Raw genomic sequence first — 21,159 nt, forward strand, 5'->3', positions numbered from 1 at the left:
GCGATGTCACCCCTCAGTCAGTCAAGCCGTAGAGGCGTGTGCGAAACGCCACCTTGTCCTTCAGATATGTGGTTTTCAGAACGTCCACAACATGCGATCGCCAGGCGTCGCTGAAGCCCTCATAGTCCCTGTAGAAGCCCGGCTTGTTGAAGACGTAACGCGAAACGAAGTCCTGCGGCACGAAGTCCGAGATCAGCTGGTTGGTCAGCCAGGCGTCGGCATGGTCCGGCTTGGCGCGGATGACCAGGAAGCGCTGCTGCGGGAACACGTCCTCGATCTTGAGATGGCCGAGCTGGGCGATCTCGCGCTTGGCGGCGTTGAGGAAGGGAAAATTGCCGTCCCTGGTGATCAGATCGGTATGGCCGTGGATCCAGGTCTGCAGCCAGACCTTGTCGACGTCGGTCAGATTGCGGTCGGGATCGGCGTCGCGGATCAGCGCGCGCACCACCATTTCGGCGCGATGCTCGAGATAACCGGAGGTTTCGATCCATGAGGCGCGCGGCAGCTCGATGCGGCCGGTCGAGGCGAGGAACTTGAACACCTTGTCGGCATCGTGGATCGAAAGGTAACTCACCTGCCACGGCCGCGAGCGGCGGAAACCGGGCGCTGCGGGGTCGCTGATCACCGTCGTCACGTCGGGATCGACGAACACATAGAGCCCGCCGAAATGGCTGGTCCAATAGGCATTGTGACGGAAGATCACCTGGTCCGGCACCAGCGCATTCTCGCGGATGTCGCCGCAGACCTTCGCCAGCTCGACCATGTGGGCCAGCATGGCGTTGTCGCGCCAGGCATCCGGCTCCTGCTTCAGCCGGTCGACCAGCTTGCCGAGCTCGGCGGCCTTGCCGAGCACATCCTCGGCCGACAGCACCTTGAACTCGACCTGGTTGATCGACAGCAGGTCCTCGATGTCGTCGACCTTGGGGACCGAATCCTCGATCTCGCCGTAGATGACGTCCTTGATCGTCAGCGCATCGATGGCGCGCTGGTTCTTGGACATGAACTCGTACATCAGCAGCGAGGTGTTGGAGAACGCCGTGTGCACCACCGGCAGGTCGATCTGCGACGGCGTCAGGATGATGAAGCGGCGGTTGACCTCGTTCGGATCGAGGTAGCTGTAGTCGCCGCATTCCTCGGCGACCTGCGGCGAGAAGCCAGTGCGGTCGATCTCGAAGCTTCTCAACTTGGTCGGCTTCAAGCCGAACGCGACCATCGCCTTGTTGTAGCGCTGGATCAGGTGCGGCTCGTCGATCGTCAGCAGCCGGCCGTAGATCAGCTCGTTGTCGCGCAACAGATCGGGTTTCTTGGCCATTATTCCTTCTCCGCGTTCACGGGGAGACGGTGCCCGAAGGGCGGATGAGGGGCGCGAACGCTCCTTCTCCCCTTGTGGGAGAAGGTGGCCGAGCGAAGCTCGGTCGGATGAGGGGTGTTCCAGCTTGACGAATACCCCTCATCCGTCGCCTTCGACGCCACCTTCTCCCACAAGGGGAGAAGGTGGCGTCGGCGCATCTCACGCATTCCACAGCCCCTTTTTCTTCAACCCCTCGATCTCGCGGACGGCACGCTCCCGCAGACGGGTGTCGCGGATCATCTTGGTCACCGCCGCATCATCGGACTTGTCGGAATAGCGGAATTCGGAATCCGCATAGCGGTTGATCTCCTGCATGACCATGTCCATCGAGAATGGCCCGCGCAGCTCCTCGATCATCGCTTTCTTGTCGTCGTAACCCTTGTGCATGAAGGCTTCCGGCTTTTCGAACCACTCGTCCGGCAATTCGATGTCCATGGCGCGCATCTTGATGGCATCGGTAACGTTCTTGATGGCGCGGCCGGTAAAGCGCGGCTCGGCATCCTTGATCAAGTGCAGATAGGTGCCGATGTCAGCCATCGTCTTCGGCGCGCCGTTTTCCTTCATGTAGCGCTCATAGACCTTTATCAGCCCGTCTTCCTGCGGCTTTTCATGCTCCTCGTAGGCTTCCATCACCGCGCGCTGGATTTCCTGGGCAGCGTAGAGCTTGTGCTCGCCGAGCGGGATCTTGTGGTTCTTGCCGGCGAGCAGAACGAAGATGTCGATGTAGTCGTCGCGGCTCTGCGGGCCATCGACCAGCCAGCGCGCGCCGGCGCGCTGGCGCAATGCGTCGTCGACGTTCTCGGGATAGTTGGAAAACATGCCGAACGAGCAATTGCCGCGCACCACGGTCGCCGCACCTCCAAAGGCGTCCATCAGGACGCCGGTGATTTCCTGCTGGCCGGCCGAGGCGCGGTCGTCGGACCGGCGTGCCGCCACCTGGTCGATATCGTCGATGGTGCCGAAGCCGATGACGCGCGGGTTCAGCACATTGTTGATGAACTGTCGGCAGTTCTGGCCCGACTTGCCCTGGTAGGAGGAGATCTGGTCGACGCCGAAATTCTCGTAAGCGAAGGGATAGCCGGCGACCTGGCAATAACCATTGAGAAGACCGGCGATCATCTGGATCAAGGTTGTCTTGCCGGTGCCGGGCGCGCCATCGCCGATAAAGGTGAACAGGAAGCCGCCGAGCTCGACGAACGGGTTCAGCTCGCGCTCGAAGTCGTAGGCCATCAGCATCTTGGCAAGCTTGACTGACTGGTATTTGGCGATGTGGTTGCCGACGACCTCTTCCGGTTTTTTGAAGGTCATCACCAGCGGCTTTGCCCGCTTACCCGGCGCGACGTCGAAGCCGTCAAGGGTAAAATCGTCGACGTCGATGCGGATATGCGCGTTCTCGAACGGACCGATGCCGTCGAAGCGGCCCTTTCGCGCCAACAGCCCGTCGATGGCGACGCGGGCAAAGGCGCGGGCGCGGGTCATCAGGTCGGCATCGTCCTTCGAACCTGCTATCGCCCTGTCGAGCCCGGCCACGATCGACTTCACCGCATCCTGTGGCGTGTCGAACAGAAAGTCCGGCTCGGGCGTGTCGTTCGGCGCCTCGCCGTCGCTGTCGATCAGCTGGAACAAATAGGAGGCAAGGCTGAAGGCGGAGATGTAGGCAGAGGCCGACAGCAGCTTCTTGAAGGTGGCAGCTTCATCGCCTTCGAGCGGCGAGCGGGCGTTTTTCGCCTGCAGACTTTCGAGGTCCGAGCCCTCGGCGAAGACATCCGATATGGCCAGCGCTATCGCTGTGCCGCGCCGGGCGCGAAACAACAGCGTGTGCTGCGGGATGGTCAGCAACTGGTCGTCGGAATGGACGGCGGCGACGGTTTTGGAGAGCTCGACCTCGCGCGTGCGGCGCACCGAGCCGACCGAGACGGTAGAGACGAAGCGGCGGTTGGTGCCGGCAAGCGCGGTGCCGGACTCGCGCGATGGGTCCTCCAGCACGACGATGCGAGTGATGAAACTTTGCGCAGTGGCACGGTGCTTTTCAATTGCCGCTTCCGGGATGGTGGTCAGGCCGGTGTCCATGGAGGATGCTCCGCGATTTGACGGTCAGACGTCGCTGATGACCTGCCCTTTGGACAGGATGTGGACCTTGTAGCCCGAAAAGATCTTCTGCGCCTCGCCGGCGGCATAGAGCGCCTGATAGGCCTCGTGCGGAATCAGCGCATGGTTCTCATAGCTCGACACGCCTTGCCGCGCGGCCTCGAGATCGTCGGTATTGATGAAGAATTCCTGTGTCGTCTTTTCGCTCGAAAACAGCCCCTTGCGGCCTGGCTTTTCGGCCTTGGAAAAGACCTCCTGGATGGTCCAGGTCAGCAGCCAGGCGTTTTCCGGCTTGCGCACCTTGGCCAGCACTTCGCTCACCGTCGAATTGTTGTCGGTAATCCCTGCAGAATAGAACGGGCCGAGCACGACGCGACGCAGTTGCTTGGGATGCAGCGGCTCGAAATCCTTGTCGAGGTTGACCGCGATGGTCGCCGGCGACAGCGCGTAGGCGGAATTCTTTTCGGTGAAATCGTCGAAACGGTGGGCAAGCTCGGGATTGAGCAAGCCGTCGACCGGCAGCGGAATGTCGATCCTCTCATTAAGTTTGCCGCTGGAGTCGACAAGCTGCCGGATCATGTCGTCCGAGGAATCCTCGACCGTCACCATATAGACAAGCGGCAGGTTGGCGCTGCCGTCGAAGCAGGCCCAGTGGACCAGATAATAGGGGCGCAACGTCTTCGGATTGACCGACACCTTGACCGTCTGGGCCAGCGTGAACGGGCCGAAGGTAGTCTCGCTCTTGACGTCCTCGAGGTAAAGCCGCTCGGCCATCGACTTCTGCAGTGCTTCGGGAAATTCCTTGTGGCGCAGGATGAAGTCCGCCATTTCCTCGCGCAGCTCATCGGCCAGCGGAAGGTTGGCGAGTCGCGCATCGGCCTGGAGCCGGTCGTTCTCCAACTCGAGCAGGTTCTGGAAGACCGGAAAACCGCTTTCGGCGCGCGAGATGCGGAACGTCTCGGTGAAGCCCAGCCGGTTGCGCCAGCACGAGAACGACTTGTCGAGCCGCGCAATATATTCGGCGACGACCTTGGCGACGATGCCGTGCCGGTAGAGCGGCGAGCGATCGTCGCGCATGAACACTTCGAGGCCGCCAAGTGCCGCCGCGATCGCCGAGAAATAACGCGCCGCAGCTTCGTTTTCGGGGGTCATGCTGCCAGCCCTTGGGAGCAGTGCACGTGCAGCAATTACGACTGCACGTAATTTGCCGAATTGTGCTTCTTCATCACATCGTCGAAGCGGCGGGCGAAGGCATCGTCGGCGAGCTTCTTGCGGCGCTGGATGTCGGCGGTGGCGACCATGTTTTTCTCGTGCATTTCAAGCAGATCGCCGATGTGCTTTTGCGAGGCGGCACCAATGCCGGCCATGGTCTCTTCGGCGGTATTGTCGACCTGGCTGCCCAGCGTGTTGATCTTGTGGGCGACATCCTGTTGGGCGGCGGTCTTCAGCGAATCTTCCAGCGCCTTGTACAGAACGATGCGCTGCTCGGTATCGATGGTCAGTTTGTTGATCAGCGTCGATTGCGCCGCGATCTGGTTGTTGAGGGAATCGACGAAGGTCTGGAACATCGAGGTGTAGCGCTCCAGCGTCTGGCTTTCGGCCAGCAATTCCTGCTCCTTGGCCTGCTTCTCGTTGTATTCCGTGGCTAGTTTCGAGCGTTCGCCTTCCAGCTGGGTGCGCTCCTTCTGGCTGGTCGAGGCGGCGATCTTGTTCTCGATGTCGAGCAGCATCGGGTTGAGTTCTTCGATGCGTTTCTGCACGGTCTCGAGATTGGACATGGTGGTCTTGCGGCGCTCGATCACCTGCGACAGGCTGGCCTCGGAGGTCTTGTAGCGCGTGTCGAGAACCTGCTTCTGCGCCTTGAGGATGCCGACGATGGTGTCGGATTTCGCCAGCAGCTCCTGCAGATTGCCGGCCAGCGACATGTTGCGGACGCGGTCGGTGCGCAGGCGCTGCTTGCGCTGGCTGGAGAAGACACCGACGAAATTTTCCCAGCCGGTGTAGTTCTTCATGCTCTCGAATTCGGCGCCGAAGACGTTGGTGGCGTCCTCGAGGCCGATAATCAGGTCGGCGATATTGCCTTCCATCACCTTCTGCTGCTTCAGCACGTCCTCGATGCGGGCATTCTCGATGTCGAAATTGGCGTCGCCGATCTTCTTGTCGGCGGTGGCGAGCGTGTCGAGCACAGTACCGGACTGCTCGATCTTGGTGCGCATGTCCTCAACGACCTGCTTGGTCTTGGCAATCTCGGCGTCGAAATTCTGCAATGTCGCCATTGGGGCCTCCCGCTTCGGCATCGGTTTCGTTTCGCAAACCGCCGCGAATATATGTGCCGGGTTTGGCGAATGAAAGACGGAAGACATGGGATTACAGGAAAACAAAAGAATTTCAGGAGGCCGACCGCAGGATAGTCAGGCAATGATTACGGTGTAACTGCCGTCCAATCAGACACCGCTTCAACCGCGGCTGGACTTTAGGTCGGGAGCGACGCTCAGGGCTTGGGATCGGCCTTGAGGTAGGCGATGACATTGGCGATGTCGTCGTCGCTGGTCAGGCCGGAGAAGGCCATTTTGTTGCCGGGGACCTTCTGCCGCGGCGCGCGCAGGTATTCGGCGAGGTTTGCTTCGTCCCAGACCAGGCCGGCGGCGCCGGCGTCCTTCATCCCCTGCGAGTAGCGGCTGAGATAACTGTCCGCGGTGCCGGCGCTGCGGCCGACGACACCCAGCAGATGCGGGCCGACCTTGTCGTGGTCGCTCGTGGGCTCATGACAGGCCATGCATCTGTTGAAGACTTTCTTGCCGAGAGCGGCATCGCCGTCGGCATGCGCGGCAAGAGCGCCGGCGATGAGGAAAGCAGTTGCAGATGAGATGGCTCGAAGCATGGGAACTCCCCGACGGCTCTGGCTGAGAGGTTCTGAAATAGCAAGCAGGCCTTAAATAAGCGCCGCACGATGGCGCGATTGGCGAACGAATGTCGGCCGGGAGGTCGGATGAAGGCAATAGCGCTAGTCAGGTTCTGGTGAAGCCGATGAAATCGTCGGGCACGGCGCGGCCCATTTCCTCTTCCCAATGGCGGCGGCAGAGCGAGACATAGACATCCTTGCCGATCGCCACCTGTTCGCCCTGTTTCGCCACCTTGCCGTCGGCGCCGAGGCGCACCACCATCGTCGCCTTGCGGCCGCAACGGCAGATGGTGCGCACCTCGCGCAGGTCGTCGGCGATTGCCAGCAGGGTGCGCGATCCGGAAAACAGCTTGCCTTGGAAATCGGTGCGCAGGCCGTAGCACATGACCGGGATGTTCAGCCGGTCGGCGATGCGGGCGAGTTGCCAGACTTGCTCCTCTTCGAGGAACTGCGCCTCATCGACGAAGACGCAATGGACCGTGGCGTGGTCGTGATGCTCGGCGACCCGGGCGAACAGGTCGTCGCCGTCGCGGAACATCTCGGCTTCCGTCTCCAGGCCGATGCGCGACGAGATCAGCCCGGTATCGCCCTTGCGGTAGTGGCCGGCGATGAACAGCATCGTCGTCATGCCGCGCTCGCGGTAATTGTACGAGGCCTGCAACAGCATCGTCGTCTTGCCGGCATTCATCGTCGCATAATGGAAGTACAGCTTGGCCATGCCGTCCTTTTAAGCCGAGTTGCAACAAAGCGGGGAGGGGGAGCGCCTACATTCCACCGGGAAAAGACGACTTCCATCCGGAAAGCGGCGGGCGTGTCGCTGATCGGCCAGCCTGCGCCGTTGTTCGTGATTGCCTTAGTGCTTGAAACCGCAGCAGAATGATGTTTGGCTGACGGAACAAAGGCGGAGATAAAACCGTCGCGTCGCTTCACCGAGAACTGAAATGGGAGAATTTTCATGTCGCGTATGAGTTCATTCGTCGCCGGCCTCGGCCTGGCGGCTTTTCTATCCACGACTGGGGCCTTCGCCGGCGATCCGGAAAGCTGCAAGACGGTGCGGCTGTCCGATGTCGGCTGGACCGACATCCAGGCGACCACCGGCGTCGCCTCGGTGCTGCTCACGGCGCTGGGCTACGAGCCGCAGGTGATCCAGCTTTCGGTGCCGGTGACCTATGCGTCGCTGAAGAACAAAGACCTCGACGTGTTCCTCGGAAACTGGATGCCGTCGATGACCAACGACATCAAGGACTATGCCGCCGAAGGCTCGGTCGAGACCGTCAGCGAAAATCTCAGCGGTGCCGGCTACGGCATCGTCGTTCCGACCTATGTCGCCGATGCCGGTGTCAAGACGCTGACCGATCTCGGCAAGTTCAAGGACAAGTTTGACGGCAAGATCTACGGCATCGAGGCCGGCAATGACGGCAACCGCATCATCCTCGACATGATCAAGGATCCGAAGACCAATCTCGAAGGCTTCGAACTGGTCGAATCTTCCGAGGCCGGCATGCTCACCCAGGCCGAGCAGTCGATGAAGAACAATGAATGGATCGCCTTCCTCGGCTGGACGCCGCATCCGGTGATGGGCGCCATGAAGATCACCTATCTCGAGGGGATGGGCGATAGCGGCTTTGGTGCTGCCACCGTGCATACCAATGTACGCAAGGGCTACATGAGCGAATGCCCGAACGCCGGCAAGTTCATCGCCAATCTGAAGTTCAACCTGGACATGGAAGGCGAGATGATGGACGCGATCCTGAAGGGCGGCGATGCCAATACGGTCGCGACCGACTGGCTGAAGAAGCACCCGGACGCGGTCGCTCCCTGGATCGCCGGCGTCACCACCTTCGACGGCGGCGATGCGGCGGCTGCGGTGAAAACGGCGCTCGGAAGCTGACCCGACCATCTGGCATGACGAGACAAGGGGCAGCCACGGTAGAAATGGCTGCCCTTTTTCGTATCCTGTGACAAGATGACCGTCCGGCGAAGGACGGCGCCGGCAGAAGAGGGGCTAGATGGATCCGATCTCCAAATTCCTGGTCAGTTACAAGATTCCCATCGGGGCATGGGGGAAGGCGTTTTTCGGCTTTCTCACCGACAATTTCGACACCATCTTCAGGGCTTTTTCCAACAGCCTCAACTTCCTGCTCGACGGCATCGTCGACGGGCTGCTGTTGCTGCCGCCGGTTCTGCTGATCGCGCTGATCGCTCTGCTCGCCTATTTCCTGCAGCGCTCGAAAGGCCTGGCTTTGGCGGTATTCATCGGATTGCTGTTCATCCTCAACCAGAACCTGTGGAAGCAGACGGTGGAGACGCTGGTGCTGGTGGTCGCCGCCGCCGCCGTGTCGATGGCCATCGGCGTGCCGCTCGGCATCTGGGCCGCGCACAAGCCGAAGGTGTATCGCGTCATGCTGCCGGTGCTCGACCTGATGCAGACATTGCCGACCTTCGTCTACCTGATCCCGGTGCTGACCCTGTTCGGCCTCGGCAACGCGCCCGGCCTGATCGTCACCATCATCTTCGTCATCCCGACCTCGGTTCGGCTCACCCATCTCGGCGTCACCTCAGTGCCGAAATCGATCGTCGAGGCGGGCGAGGCGTTCGGCGCCACCAAGCGCCAGCTGCTGTGGAAGGTCGAGCTGCCTTCGGCGCTGCCGACCATCATGGCTGGGCTGACCCAGTCGATCATGCTGTCGCTGTCGATGGTGGTGTTCGCCGCCCTGATCGGCGCCGGCGGCCTCGGTACGGAAATCAACCGGGCGCTCGGTTCGCGCAGGATCGACCTCGGGCTTGAGGCAGGGCTGGCGATCGTCGTGCTCGCCATCGTGCTCGACCGGATGACGCGCATCGGCGTGGGAGGCAAGAAATGACCGTCGCCGTCGATTTCAGGAATGTCGACATCGTCTTCGGCGCCGACCAGGCCGGCTCGCTGGCGCTGATCGACAGCGGCGCCACCCGCGCCGAGATCCTCGAACAGACCGGCAACGTGCTGGGCTGCGCCGGCGCCAGCCTCACCGTGAACGAGGGCGAGATCTCGGTGCTGATGGGGCTTTCCGGCTCCGGCAAATCGACGCTGCTCAGAGCCGTCAACCGGCTGAACGTCGTCTCGCGCGGCCAGGTGCTGGTCAAGGACGGCGACGGTACGGTCGACGTCGTCACCTGCGACGAGGCGACGCTTCGGCGGCTGCGGCAGAAGCAGGTGGCGATGGTGTTCCAGCAGTTCGGCCTGCTGCCGTGGCGCACGGTGGAGGAGAATGTCGGCCTTGGCCTCGAGCTCGCCGGCGTACCCGAAGCCGAGCGCAAGGAGCGGGTGAACAGGCAACTGAAGCTGGTTCATCTCGACCAGTGGTCGAAGAAATATGCGCATGAGCTGTCCGGCGGCATGCAGCAGCGCGTCGGCCTGGCGCGCGCCTTTGCCACCGAGGCGCCGATCCTGCTCATGGACGAGCCGTTCTCGGCGCTCGATCCGCTGATCCGGACCAAGCTGCAGGACGAGTTGCTGCAGCTCCAGGCCGAGCTGAAGAAGACCATCATCTTCGTCAGCCACGACCTCGAGGAGGCGCTGAAGATCGGCACCCATATCACCATCATGGAAGGCGGGCGCATCGTGCAAACAGGCGCGCCGGAAGACATCGTGCTGCGGCCCGCCAACGACTATGTCCGCGACTTCATCGCCAATGTGAACCCGCTCTCGGTGCTGACCGCGTGGAACGTCATGCGCGACCGACGCGACCTCGAACATGGCGAGAACGGCTGGGTGTGGCTCGACCGGCGCAGGACGACACGTTTCAAGATCGACGAGCATGGGCTGGTGGCGGCGGCCGAGCGCGACGGCAAGCCGGCGGTCTGGGTGTCCTGCGCCGATGTCGAAGCCCAGCCGGAGGAGACGGCTCAGGTATTCTGGGCCAATCCCGGCACCTCGCTGAAGACCGTGATGCTGGCCATGCATCGCTCGCAGACCGCACCCGTCGCGCTATTCGACGAGCAGTCGCGCTTCGTCGGCGCCATCGGCGTCAGGGATGTGTTGAGCGCGGTGTTGCGAAGATAGTTTTTCTCCTTGGGGAGAGAACCAAGACCAAACGCCGAGTTCTGTCGCGCCCCCCTCTGTCCTGTCGGACATCTCTCCCACTTGGGGGGAGATCGGCGGCTTCGCGGACGGCTCTCACATTCCAACGTTTGTAATTGGCGAAATCGGCGATGACGGCCAATCTCCCCACCTGTGGAGGAGGTGTCCAGCAGAACAGAGGGGGGCGCGAAGGAACGCCGGCTTAGCCCGATACGCAAGCTAAACCGCCAGCGGCAGGCGCAGCTCCGTCATCAGGCCGCTATCGGGATGGTTGGACAGGCTGACTTCGCCGCCGGCGCTACGGGCGATGTTGCGGGCGATGGTCAAGCCGAGGCCGAGGCCGCCGGTCTGACGGCTGCGCGACTGTTCCAGGCGCACGAACGAGCCGAACACGGCGTCGAGCTCGGCTTGCGGGATGCCCGGACCCTCGTCATGGATCGCCAGCGTGATTGTCTTGCCTGATTGACGCAGGCTGAGATGCGCCCTCTTGCCATAGGTCACCGCGTTCTGGACGAGGTTGGTGACACAGCGCCGTAGCGCGACCGGCTGCGCGACGCAGATCAGGCCGCGCGAGCGCGCGTCCTCATTGTCGAAGGAGACCTCGTCGAAGCCGTCGGCGATCGATTCTACCAGCGACCAGAAATCGATCCTCTCGCTCTTCTCCTCGGTCACCTCGAAAGTGGCGAAGTCGATGACCGAGCTGGCAATGCCTTCGATGTCGGCGAGGTCGTGCGCCAGTGCGGCGCGCACGGACGAATTCCTCAGCAGTTCGAGGCGCAGCCGCATCCTGGTCAACGGCGTGCGCAGGTCGTGCGCCAGTGCGGCGGCAAGATGCTCGCGGTCCTCGACGTAGGCGCGCAGTCTTGCCTGCATGGCATTGACCGCCTTTGCCGCGGTACGCACCTCGCGGCTGCCGCTCTCGGCGATCGGCGGGCTCTTCAGGTCCTCGCCGATCCGCTTCACCGCGGTCTCCATCATCCGGTAGGGCGCCGTCAGCCGGCGCAGCGACCAGATCGAGGAAGCCACCACCAGCCCGGCGATCAAGGCATAGAGTGGCAGGCTATCGAAGCTCAATATCGGCCCGGCCGGCGTGTTCGGCTCGGTGAAGTTCAGCCATTGGCCGTCGGCAAAGCGAAGCGAAGCGGTCAGCTTGTCGCTCTGGGCGAAATCGGCCGCCAGCACCAGCAGGTCGCGCTCGACCTGGCCAATATCGGGACCGGCGACCGTCCCGCCGGGAGCGTCGGCTTCGTGCGTTGCCGGGTCGCGGCGGACCCGCGCGTCGGTGATGCCGAACTTCGATAGCCGGCCGACCAATATGTCCTCCAATTCGGCCAGCTCGTCGTCGCCGGCTATCGAGGAAGTAACGGCAGGCGTGTTGGAAACGGTGAGCGCATAAGTGGCGTTGAACAGGCCGGACGCCGTCGCCTTGCGCTGTTCGGGGGTGGCGTCATGCATCAGCTGTACCAGCGAGAAGGCGCGGTCGTTCAGCCGGTAGAGATCGACGACGTCATTGGCGGCGGCACGGTCGCGCGAAACGATGTAGAGGGTCGCGATCTGGCTGATCAGCAGGCCGGCTATGACGATGAGCAGCACCCAGACCGGCAGTGTTTGTGGCAGAATACGTCTCATTCGGCGGTCGTCTCAGGCAGGAACTGGTAGCCGCCGCTGCGCACAGTCAAGATCAGCTTCGGCGTTTTCGGGTCATCCTCCATCTTGCGCCGCAGCCGGCTGACCAGAATGTCGACGCTGCGGTCGAAACTGTAGCCGCTGTCGCCGCCGGACAGCTCGATCAGCTGCTCGCGGCTCAGTACGCGTTGCGCGCTCTTGACGAAGGTCTGCAGTAGATTGAATTCGGCCATCGTCAGCTCGATCCTGACGTCGCCGGGCGCCATCAGCCGGCGGCGCGAACAGTCCATCGTCCAGCCGGCGAAATGGTAGATCTGCCGCGAGGCCGCGCGTCGCGGTTCGGCGGCGCCATTGCGTCTCAAGACGGCACGAATGCGTGCGAGCAGCTCGCGCGGATCGAAGGGTTTCGGCACGTAGTCGTCGGCACCCATCTCCAGCCCAACCACGCGGTCGGTAGTTTCGGTAACCGCGGTCAGCATGATGATCGGCGTCGAATAATTGGCGCGCAACTCGCGGCAGAGCTCCAGCCCGCTCTTGCCGGGCAGCATGACGTCCAGGACGATCAGGTCGACCTGGGCGCGGCGTAGGATGGTCTCCATCTCGGTGCCGTCGGCGGCGACCGATGTATGCAGCCCTCGCTTCTGGAAAAATTCCTGAAGCAGGTCGCGAATGCCCTTGTCGTCGTCGACGATCAGTATGTGGGGGTCGGATTTCACAGGGAACCTGTCATTTGTGGATCGCCCAAGCGCTGCTTCGGCTGTCAGCCAGACGATAGAATTCAGGCCATAAGTTGGCCAGTGGAGATCGGCGGCCCGATCCGGGCTGCCCAGAAACAATCCAGAAACAAAATTCTACAATCCGGAAAAACTGCCGAAAAAAATCAAAGGCATAAGTGGTGCCGTGGCGGTCAGGTCATCGGCTGCGACACGCGTTACGGGATTACGGACAGACCAATGCAAAGGTTCTCGATCAGTCTGATGGGTGCGTTGCTTTCCATTTCGCTCGTCACGGTCGCGGTCGAACATGCCGATGCAAAACTGGCCGATGCGAAGGTGGCCAATGCAAAGGCGGCCGATGCAAAGGTGGCGACCACCCGCAGCGAGCGTTGCATCGATCTGAACCGCCAGTTTGACGAAGCCCTCGAAACCCATGCCGCGGCAACGCAGGTCACCGCGGCGAAAGCACTTCAAAGAAAGGGAAACCGGTTCTGCGCCAACAAGAAACAGGCACAGGGAATCCGGATGCTCGCGAACGCTTTGAAGCTGCTTGGAGTGACACCGATCGATCCCGTTCAGTGACACTCAATCCGATCTGCACAAAAAGGAAGTGAAGCCATGAAAAAGTCCCTCCTCTCCGCCCTCGGTCTCGCCATCGCGCTGGCCGTCTCGATGCCGGTTCTCGGCGCCAGCAGCGCCAATGCCGCGACCACCACCCCGGCTGCGACGACAACGACGACCGCTGCGCCGGCCAAGGCCGTGAAGAAGGTCGCTGCCAAGAAGACCGTCAAGAAGCACAAGAAGCACGCGGTCAAGGCAGCCCCGAAGGCCTGATCAAGCGACATCTTTCTACCCTACGAGAAGACCGCTCCAGTTGCGATTTGCCTGGAGCGGTCGTCTTTTTTGTTGCGTGCATACAATAGGGCCAGGCCCGGCCCACACCCCCGGTTGAACGCCAGACGGCAGTTCCCACATAGGCACGGACTTTGAACTGCGCCTGCCGGGAAGCCGATCGCGCGCGGTTGAATGGACGACCGCTTTTGTCCATGTCAAAATGACCGCAAAGCTGTCGTACGCAATTGCCGGTCCAATGCCTGAAATCACGACAAAACCCCGTACCAGCACGAAGCCGAAGGTCGAACGGCCGAAGCTCTACAAGGTCATCCTGGTCAACGACGATTTCACGCCGCGCGAGTTCGTCGTGACGGTGCTGAAGTCCGAGTTCAAGCTCAGCGAAGACCAGGCGCATAGGATAATGATCACCGCGCACCGGCGCGGCGTCTGCGTTGTCGCCGTCTTCACCAGGGATGTCGCCGAGACCAAGGCGGCGCGGGCAACCGATGCCGGCAAGGCCAAGGGCTACCCGCTGATGTTCACGACGGAGCCGGAGGAGTAGGGCGGTTCGCTTTCTTCCTTCTCCCCTTGTGGGAGAAGGTGGCCGCGCGAAGCGCGGTCGGATGAGGGGTGTTCCAGCTTGGCAACGACGGCACTCCGTCCAACACCCCTCAACCGTCTTGGCGCTGCGCGCCAATCAACCTTCTCCCACAAGGGGAGAAGGATAAACCGCGTTACCGCCCTTCGCGGTACCACATCGAGCCCATCGCCAGAAGCAGCAGGCCGAGGCCGAGGAAGCCGCCGAACAGCGGCACGCGCGAGACGGCCTTGAGTACGCTGTCGTCGGTGGTGCGCAGGCCGATCCAATCATCGCCGGAGGCAGCGCCCGAGGAACGGACCGGGACTACGGATGGCAGCGTGACGGTGCTGGTGAGAGTGCCAAGTGCTGAGGCCGGCGCCAGCCGGCGAACGCTGCCGCCGGTTGCCTCAGCCGGTGGTTCCAGCCGGTTCTCGGTGGAGACGACGTCGGTGAATTCCGGGGCGTTGACCGGCCCGACATGGGCCAATGCCGTCAGGTCGCCATTGCCGACCTGATAGAGACCGATTTCGTTGGTCTCGACGCTGCCGAGGAAGACGCCTGGTTCGGATTTCTCGAGCCTGACGATCAGTGCCTTGCCGGACGGCGTGATGACTTGCGCCGGGCCGGGGTCGTCGCTCATCGTCTGGCGGCGGATTTCAAGCACCATGCCGCGGCCGTCGGCGGTCAGCCGCTCTTCCTCGAGTTCGGGCTCCTTCATCAGCCAGTGGGCGATGCGCCGGTAGAGCTGGACATGGGGGCCGCCGCCCTCGAAGCCGCGCGCCCACAGCCAGCCTTGGTCGGACAGAAGCATGCCGACGCGGCCTTCGCCCTTGCGGTCGAGCAGCAGCAGCGGCCGGTTGTCGGCGCCCTTCATCACCACCTCGCCCTCGGGGTTCTCGACGCCGATGGTGCGGAACCAGCGGCTCCAGTGCGGCGGCTCGGTCGCGGAGCCGTCGAGCCCACGCGTTACCGGATGACGCTGGCCGGTATCGGTGAGGCGCGGATAGAAGGCCTTGTCGATGACCTCGCCGGTCGGCATTGCCGGCAGCGCCGACATCAGCGGCGTGCGGGCGATCGAGCTTTCGCCGGCATATTCGGGGCCTGCCGCGATCAGTAGCGCGCCGCCCTTTTCGACATACTCGGAGATGTAGTCGTAATAGAGGATCGGCAGCACGTCGCGGTGCTGATAGCGGTCGAAGATGATCAGGTCGAAATCCTTGATCTTCTCGACGAACAGCTCGCGCGTCGGGAAGGCGATCAGCGACAATTCGTTGATCGGCGTGCCGTCCTGCTTTTCCGGCGGGCGCAGGATGGTGAAGTGCACGAGGTCGACCGAAGCGTCGGATTTCAGCAAATTGCGCCAGGTGCGCTCGCCGGCATGCGGTTCGCCGGAAACAAGCAGCACGCGCAGATTTTCGCGGATGCCGTCGATCAGCGCGATGGCGCGGTTGTTGGTGTCGGTGAGTTCGCCCGGCTCGTGGTTGATGGCGAGTTCGACAATGTTGCGCCCGGCGCTGGGAATGGTCACCTGCAGCGGCATCGCCTGGCCGATGTTGGCGTGCTCGACCGATACCTGCTCGCCGTTGACCGATACGCGGACATCGACCGGGCCGGTTTCGTTGTTGGTGGCGATGACGCGATAGGTCATGTCGAGCGGCTTGCCAACGAGGCCGAAGCGCGGCGCATTCTCGAAGCGGATGCGGCGGTCCTTCTCATGCTCGTTGCCGGTAATCAGCGCGTGCAGCGGGGCATTGAAGTCGGGTGCGCCGGACGGCGCGTCATGCACCTCGCCATCGGTGATCATGATGGCGCCGCCGATGCGCGATGGCGGCACGTCGCGGAAAGCATTTTCGAGCGAGGAAAACAACCGCGTCTCGGTGCGCTCGTCAGCGGCTTCGGACTTGCCGGCTTCGACGACACGGACGTCGAACTGCTTGAAGCGGCCGAGACGCTGCTGAAGCCCGGCCAACGCCGCGTCAGTCTGCTTGGTGCGGTCGCCGATATCCTGGCTCTGGCTGCGATCGACGACGACGGCGACGATGCTTTTCAGCGGCTCGCGCTCTTCGTCGAGGAACACCGGATTGAGCAGCGCCGCAGCCAGCGCAATCAGGGCTGCCAGGCGGAAGACCGCGCCGCGCTGGCGAAACCAAAGGCCGGCGAGGGACAGCAGCAGCAGCGGCACCAGAACCACGGCGAGCAGCGGCCAGGTGATGAGCGGTTCGAAGGCGAGCGACCAGTTCATGGTCTATTGCCCCAGCCGTTCGAGCAGCACCGGGACGTGCACCTGATCGGATTTGTAGTTGCCGGTCAGCATGTACATCATAATGTTGACGCCGGCACGCAGCGCATAGATGCGCTGCATCGGATCCGAAGGCACCGTCGGCAATAGCGGGTCGCCATTCTCGTCGACGGCCCAAGCGCCGGCGAAATCATTGGCGGTGATCATGATCGGAGAAACGCCGTCGCCGGTGCGCACCGGGCGGTTCTCGGTGTTGCTGGCTTCGAGCGATGCCTCGACCCAAAGCGGGCTGCCGGCAAAACGGCCAGGAAACTCCGGAAGGATATAGAAGGATTTGGTCAGCACGTGGTCCGACGGCACCGGCTCCAGCGGTGGCACGTTGAGGTTGCCGAGGATGTCGCGCAGCCGCTCCGTCGCCGGGCTGGTCGAATCCGCACCAATGCCATTGGCGAACTGGTCGCGGGTGTCGAACAAGACCGTTCCGCCCTGCTGCATGTAGGCGTCGATGCGGGCGATGGCGGCCTCGCTGGGCATCGGGGCCGAGGGATCGATCGGCCAGTAGATCAGCGGATAGAAGGAAAGTTCGTCCTTCGAGATGTCGACGCCGGCCGGTGCTCCGGGTTCGAGCGCGGTTTTTTCGATAAGAAAGCGGGTCAGGCCTTCGAGCCCGGCGCGGCTGATCGAATCGACACCCGGCTCGCCGGTCAGCACATAGGCGATCCGGGTCTTTGAAATGTCCCCGATCGCCTCCGTATCTCCCGGTTTGGCGTCGTCGGCGCGCGCGACGTCCGCGTGGCCAATCAAAGCGCCGAGCGCAATCAGCAGGACGGCTGCCGTGGCCGCAGCGCCGGCACGGCGCGGCCGGCGCGACAACAGGCCGCCCATCCAGAATACGGCAAGCGTGTCGAGCACCATCAGCACCAGAGCGGCCGTGACAAGCGGACCTTTGAGGTTGTGCTGCTCGTCGAAGGCATACTGGATGGTGGTGACCGGTACCGTGATTTCAGGCCGGGTCAGCGGCGTGAATGCGCTGTCGCCACCGAGCAGATTGTGAGCGAACACTCCCGTCTCCGAGCCGTAGAGGCCGGGCGGGTTTTCCAGCGTCACCGGCAGCGGGCCGGCGCCGGGCACCAGCGGCCTGGCATCCGGCGTCGGCGGCACCAGCGTGCCGTCGGCAGCGATCATGCGATAGGGTGCCAGCGACGTGGCGGCTGCCTCGGCATTGGCGACCGCCGAGCCCTGGTTGCGCGACAATTGCACGATGCGCCGCAGCATCTCGACGAAGCTGCCGGAGATCGGCAGGTTGGACCACGTCGCCTCGGGGGTGACGTGGAACAGTACGAGGGTGCCCTTGTCCTTCTTCATCCCGGTCACCAGCGGCGTACCGTCGGCAAGCGTGGCCCAGGTGCGCTCGACAATGTCGGGCGTCGGCTCGGCCAGCACCTGCCTGGTAACGGTGACCTCGGTCGGCGGCGCGAGGTCGGCGAAGGGACCGGTTTTCGGGAATTCGGTGACCGGCTGCGGCGCCGTCCATGACAGCGCGCCGCCAAGCGATCGCTCGCCGGTGCGCAGCCGGACCGGCAGCAGATCGTCGTCATTGCCGGCAGCGGCCAGCCGCGAACCGGCAAAACGCACCAGCGTGCCGCCCTTGTCGACCCAGTCGACCAGCCTCTGCCGCGCCTGTTCCGGAATGGTGCCGACATCAGCCATGACGATCATCGCCGGTTTCTGGTCGAGCAGTTGCGGGATGGCGTCGGCGAGATCGACGCTCGACGGCTCGACGAGATCGGCGAAGGGCTGCAGGGCGCGGCGAATGTAGTAGAGCGGCGACAGCAGCGGTTGCGCCTGATCAGCCTCGGACTGCGACAGCAGCCCGACGCGGCGGCGTTTTGAGCTCTCATCGAGCACGCGGACGGCACCGGCCTGGCGCTCGCCATCGAGCGCGATGTAGGCGAAGTCGTTGCGCAGTTCGAACGGCACCGCCATCGTGCCGGTTGCGGTGGTTCCGCCCGGGGCAAAGGTCAGCGTCGCGTCGGCAATGCGGCGCCCCTTGTCGTCGAACGCGCCGGCCGTCACCTGTGCAGGTGCCGGATCGCCCGGTGCGCGGATGGCGGTCAGGGCGAAGCCGTCGACCTGGTTGTCGGCGCCGGTCAGGCCGGTCAGCGACAGCCGGTCGGAGACGGCCCAGACGACACGTGCCGCGTTCTTTGACAACAACGTGTTGAAGGCGGCTTCGTCGCCTTGCGCCGCCAAGCCATCGGCGAGCACTGCGACGCTTGCGCCCGGCAGCGACTCCAGGGCTGACGCGACGCGGGCGTAGACGGCGGGGCGGTCGGTCGGGATCGGCCGCGGCTTTGCCGCGCGCAGCCGGTCGAGCGCGGCAGCGGCATCGAAGGGACCGATCTCGGCATTCGGCTTCTCGGCGGTGAAAGCGATGAGCACCGGCACGCCGTTCGAATTGGCATCGGCGATCAGCCGCTCGGCGGTGGCGACCCGCTTGCCCCAGTCGGCGGCACTTGCCCAGTCATTGTCGATCACCAGCGCCAGGGCGGCGCCTTCGGCCGGCAGCTTTTCGCGCGGGTTGAAGACGGGTTCGGCAAGTGCTGCCACGACAAGCGCGGCCATCAGCAGCCTGAGCAGCGTCAGCCACCAAGGGCTCTGCTGCGGCGTTTCTTCGCGCCTCAGCACGCGGGCGAGAATCCTGAGCGGCGGAAACACCTCGGCTTGCGGCCTGGGCGGGGTCAGCCGCAGAAGCCACCAGATCACCGGCAGCGCCAGCAGGCCCCACAGCACCATCGGCGCCCCGAAGGAGAGCGGCAGCCAACTCATGCGCGGGCCCTCCCGGCAAAGCTGCCTTCGGCGGTCATCGCCATGTGGATGCGCACCAGCGCCTCGGAGGCAAGGCGATCGGTATGATTGACGGTAAAGCTCCAGCCAAGCCGTTTGCACCAGGCGGCCAGTTCCTGGCGGCGGGCGGCATAAAGCAGGCGATATTCCTCGCCCAGCATTTCGGCGCGGCCGGCGGTCAGCTTGTCGCCGGTCTCAGGATCGGTGAATTCGGTGCGCCCGGCATAGGGGAAGCTTTCCTCGGCCGGATCGGCGACCTCGACCAGATGGGCGCGCACGCCGTGGCGGGCGGGAACGTCCAGCCACGCAATAGTGTCCTCGACGGGGTCGAGGAAATCGCTGACGAGGACGATGTCGCAGAACCGGCGAATGCCGGATAGATCGGGCTTTGCCGGCAGGTCGCCGGCGTGCATCAGTTGCGCCGCGATGCGCTCGGCGCCATTGCGGGCGGTGAACGGGTCGGTCAGGCCCGGCCAGGCAATGCGCTCGCCGCTGCGCGACAAAAGCTCGGCCATGGCCAACGTCAGCACCAGGGCGCGCGATTCCTTGGAAACGCTGGCCCCGGTCGATTTGTAGAGCATGGAAGGCGAGGGATCGGCCCACAGCCACACCGTGTGGGCAGCCTCCCATTCACGGTCGCGGACATAGGTGTGGTCGTCGCGAGCGGAACGGCGCCAGTCAATGCGCGAGGAATCGCCTTCGACATAGGGCCGGAACTGCCAGAAATTCTCGCCGATACCGCGCTTGCGGCGGCCATGCCAGCCGGCAATTACCGTGTTGACGATGCGGCGCGCCTCGACCAGCAGGTCCGGCACCAACGAAGCCCGCAACCGGCCTCTGGCGAGCGCATCGCGCGTCGCTGCCGGTGCCTGCGCTTCACCGATGCGCGCCATCAAATCCCTTTCGCGAGCTTCGCCACAACATCGCGAACCGTGGTGCCCTCGGCGCGGGCGGCGAAGGTAAGCGCCATGCGGTGCTGCAGCACCGGCTCGGCCAGCGCGCGGACGTCGTCGACCGACGGCGCCAGCCGGCCGTCATAGAGGGCGCGGGCGCGGGTGCACAGCGTCAGCGCCTGGCTGGCGCGCGGGCCTGGGCCCCAGGCGACGTGCTTGTCGGTATCGGCGTTGCCCTGGCCGGGGCGCGCTGAGCGCACCAGCTTGAGGATCGCCTCGACGACGCTTTCCGGCACCGGCATACGGCGGATGAGCGTCTGGATGTCCTTCAGCCGCGCCGGCTGCAGCACGTTTTCAGCCTTGGCATCCTCGATACCGGTGGTTTCCAGCAGGATGCGGCGCTCCGCCTCGATCTCGGGGTAGAGGATATCGACCTGCATCAGGAAGCGGTCGAGCTGCGCTTCCGGCAGCGGATAGGTGCCTTCCTGCTCCAGCGGGTTCTGCGTCGCCAGAACGTGGAACGGTGACGGCAGATCATGGCGCACGCCGGCAATGGTGACGTGGTATTCCTGCATCGACTGCAGCAGCGCCGACTGGGTGCGTGGCGAGGCGCGGTTGATCTCGTCGGCCATCAGCAGTTGCGCAAAGATCGGCCCGGAAATGAAGCGGAAGGAGCGCTTGCCGAATTCATCCTGCTCCATCACTTCGGAGCCGAGAATGTCGGATGGCATCAGGTCGGGCGTGAACTGGATGCGGCGCGAATCGAGGCCGAGCACGATGCCCAGCGTTTCGACCAGCTTGGTCTTGGCGAGGCCGGGCACGCCGACCAGCAGTGCATGGCCGCCGGCCAGCAATGCGACGAGCGTGCGCTCGACGACGCTTTCCTGGCCGAAAATGACCCGGCCGACGCCGTCACGGACCCTCGAAATGTCGGCCAGCGCTTTCTCGGCCTGCGCCACCATGTCCTTTTCGCTGATTGGGCTTTCCTTGATCATAACGCTCATGCAGCATCGATCCTTCTGT

At 63.5% G+C, this 21,159-nt stretch carries 18 protein-coding genes; 6 read left to right on the forward strand and 12 right to left on the reverse strand.

What is annotated here, in order from left to right; genetic code table 11:
* Nucleotides 1-13 precede the first annotated feature (13 nt).
* The 6 genes from NKH93_RS02190 to NKH93_RS02215 form a co-directional block, all read right to left on the reverse strand.
* Nucleotides 14-1,312: a DUF6638 family protein gene (locus tag NKH93_RS02190; protein ID WP_352683898.1), complete on the reverse strand. Its 1,299-nt coding sequence runs from the start codon at nucleotides 1,310-1,312 to the stop codon at nucleotides 14-16.
* Between the two features lie 198 nt (nucleotides 1,313-1,510).
* A complete protein-coding gene (locus NKH93_RS02195) occupies nucleotides 1,511-3,421 on the reverse strand; it encodes an AAA family ATPase (RefSeq protein ID WP_352770900.1) in 1,911 nt (636 codons plus the stop codon).
* 24 nt (nucleotides 3,422-3,445) lie between these two features.
* Entirely contained in the window at nucleotides 3,446-4,591 is a 1,146-nt protein-coding gene (locus NKH93_RS02200) for a hypothetical protein (protein WP_352488971.1), read from the reverse strand.
* A gap of 35 nt (nucleotides 4,592-4,626) precedes the next feature.
* Nucleotides 4,627-5,715 carry a hypothetical protein gene (locus NKH93_RS02205; RefSeq protein ID WP_352450536.1) on the reverse strand — a complete coding sequence of 363 codons (1,089 nt, stop codon included), beginning with the start codon at nucleotides 5,713-5,715 and terminating at the stop codon, nucleotides 4,627-4,629.
* A gap of 215 nt (nucleotides 5,716-5,930) precedes the next feature.
* On the reverse strand, nucleotides 5,931-6,320 hold the full coding sequence (locus NKH93_RS02210; RefSeq protein ID WP_352968976.1) for a c-type cytochrome: 390 nt from the start codon (nucleotides 6,318-6,320) through the stop codon (nucleotides 5,931-5,933).
* Between the two features lie 127 nt (nucleotides 6,321-6,447).
* Entirely contained in the window at nucleotides 6,448-7,059 is a 612-nt protein-coding gene (locus tag NKH93_RS02215; RefSeq protein WP_352680866.1) for a thymidine kinase, read from the reverse strand.
* A gap of 237 nt (nucleotides 7,060-7,296) precedes the next feature.
* Between NKH93_RS02215 and NKH93_RS02220 the strand changes: the two genes are divergently transcribed.
* The 3 genes from NKH93_RS02220 to choV all read left to right on the forward strand — a co-directional run bounded on the left by NKH93_RS02220 (nucleotide 7,297) and on the right by choV (nucleotide 10,383).
* Nucleotides 7,297-8,232 carry a choline ABC transporter substrate-binding protein gene (locus NKH93_RS02220; protein ID WP_292660734.1) on the forward strand — a complete coding sequence of 312 codons (936 nt, stop codon included), beginning with the start codon at nucleotides 7,297-7,299 and terminating at the stop codon, nucleotides 8,230-8,232.
* A gap of 118 nt (nucleotides 8,233-8,350) precedes the next feature.
* Nucleotides 8,351-9,205, forward strand: coding sequence for a choline ABC transporter permease subunit (choW, locus tag NKH93_RS02225; RefSeq protein WP_254819158.1), 855 nt, complete (start codon nucleotides 8,351-8,353; stop codon nucleotides 9,203-9,205).
* Entirely contained in the window at nucleotides 9,202-10,383 is a 1,182-nt protein-coding gene (gene choV / locus NKH93_RS02230; protein WP_352450532.1) for a choline ABC transporter ATP-binding protein, read from the forward strand. Before choW ends, choV begins: the two co-directional genes overlap by 4 nt.
* A 237-nt stretch (nucleotides 10,384-10,620) precedes the next feature.
* Here the strand turns inward: choV and NKH93_RS02235 are convergent, their stop codons facing one another.
* Both NKH93_RS02235 and NKH93_RS02240 read right to left on the reverse strand, forming a co-directional pair.
* Nucleotides 10,621-12,030 carry an ATP-binding protein gene (locus tag NKH93_RS02235; RefSeq protein WP_352819909.1) on the reverse strand — a complete coding sequence of 470 codons (1,410 nt, stop codon included), beginning with the start codon at nucleotides 12,028-12,030 and terminating at the stop codon, nucleotides 10,621-10,623.
* Nucleotides 12,027-12,743: a response regulator gene (locus NKH93_RS02240; protein ID WP_352469721.1), complete on the reverse strand. Its 717-nt coding sequence runs from the start codon at nucleotides 12,741-12,743 to the stop codon at nucleotides 12,027-12,029. Before NKH93_RS02240 ends, NKH93_RS02235 begins: the two co-directional genes overlap by 4 nt.
* Before the next feature lie 237 nt (nucleotides 12,744-12,980).
* Here NKH93_RS02240 and NKH93_RS02245 point away from each other — a divergent pair, with 237 nt between their 5' ends.
* The 3 genes from NKH93_RS02245 to clpS all read left to right on the forward strand — a co-directional run bounded on the left by NKH93_RS02245 (nucleotide 12,981) and on the right by clpS (nucleotide 14,139).
* Nucleotides 12,981-13,325 carry a hypothetical protein gene (locus NKH93_RS02245; protein ID WP_352469825.1) on the forward strand — a complete coding sequence of 115 codons (345 nt, stop codon included), beginning with the start codon at nucleotides 12,981-12,983 and terminating at the stop codon, nucleotides 13,323-13,325.
* Between the two features lie 36 nt (nucleotides 13,326-13,361).
* Complete coding sequence (locus tag NKH93_RS02250; protein WP_352450529.1) at nucleotides 13,362-13,577, forward strand: hypothetical protein; 216 nt, start codon at nucleotides 13,362-13,364, stop codon at nucleotides 13,575-13,577.
* Between the two features lie 256 nt (nucleotides 13,578-13,833).
* Nucleotides 13,834-14,139: an ATP-dependent Clp protease adapter ClpS gene (gene clpS, locus NKH93_RS02255; protein WP_352540995.1), complete on the forward strand. Its 306-nt coding sequence runs from the start codon at nucleotides 13,834-13,836 to the stop codon at nucleotides 14,137-14,139.
* A gap of 172 nt (nucleotides 14,140-14,311) precedes the next feature.
* Here the strand turns inward: clpS and NKH93_RS02260 are convergent, their stop codons facing one another.
* From NKH93_RS02260 to NKH93_RS02275, 4 genes are read right to left on the reverse strand one after another with little or no spacing between them, the layout of a single operon-like run.
* Nucleotides 14,312-16,399 (reverse strand): hypothetical protein, encoded by a 2,088-nt coding sequence (locus NKH93_RS02260; RefSeq protein WP_352968978.1) that lies wholly within the window; start codon nucleotides 16,397-16,399, stop codon nucleotides 14,312-14,314.
* Nucleotides 16,400-16,402: 3 nt separating this feature from the next.
* A complete protein-coding gene (locus NKH93_RS02265) occupies nucleotides 16,403-19,225 on the reverse strand; it encodes a DUF4159 domain-containing protein (protein WP_352819910.1) in 2,823 nt (940 codons plus the stop codon).
* Entirely contained in the window at nucleotides 19,222-20,136 is a 915-nt protein-coding gene (locus NKH93_RS02270) for a DUF58 domain-containing protein (protein WP_352540998.1), read from the reverse strand. Before NKH93_RS02270 ends, NKH93_RS02265 begins: the two co-directional genes overlap by 4 nt.
* Nucleotides 20,136-21,140 carry an AAA family ATPase gene (locus NKH93_RS02275; RefSeq protein WP_352450525.1) on the reverse strand — a complete coding sequence of 335 codons (1,005 nt, stop codon included), beginning with the start codon at nucleotides 21,138-21,140 and terminating at the stop codon, nucleotides 20,136-20,138. Before NKH93_RS02275 ends, NKH93_RS02270 begins: the two co-directional genes overlap by 1 nt.
* Between the last annotated feature and the right edge of the window lie 19 nt (nucleotides 21,141-21,159).

It is taken from the genome of Mesorhizobium sp. M0954, assembly GCF_040319155.1.
In the GTDB taxonomy this organism is placed as follows: Bacteria; Pseudomonadota; Alphaproteobacteria; order Rhizobiales; family Rhizobiaceae; genus Mesorhizobium.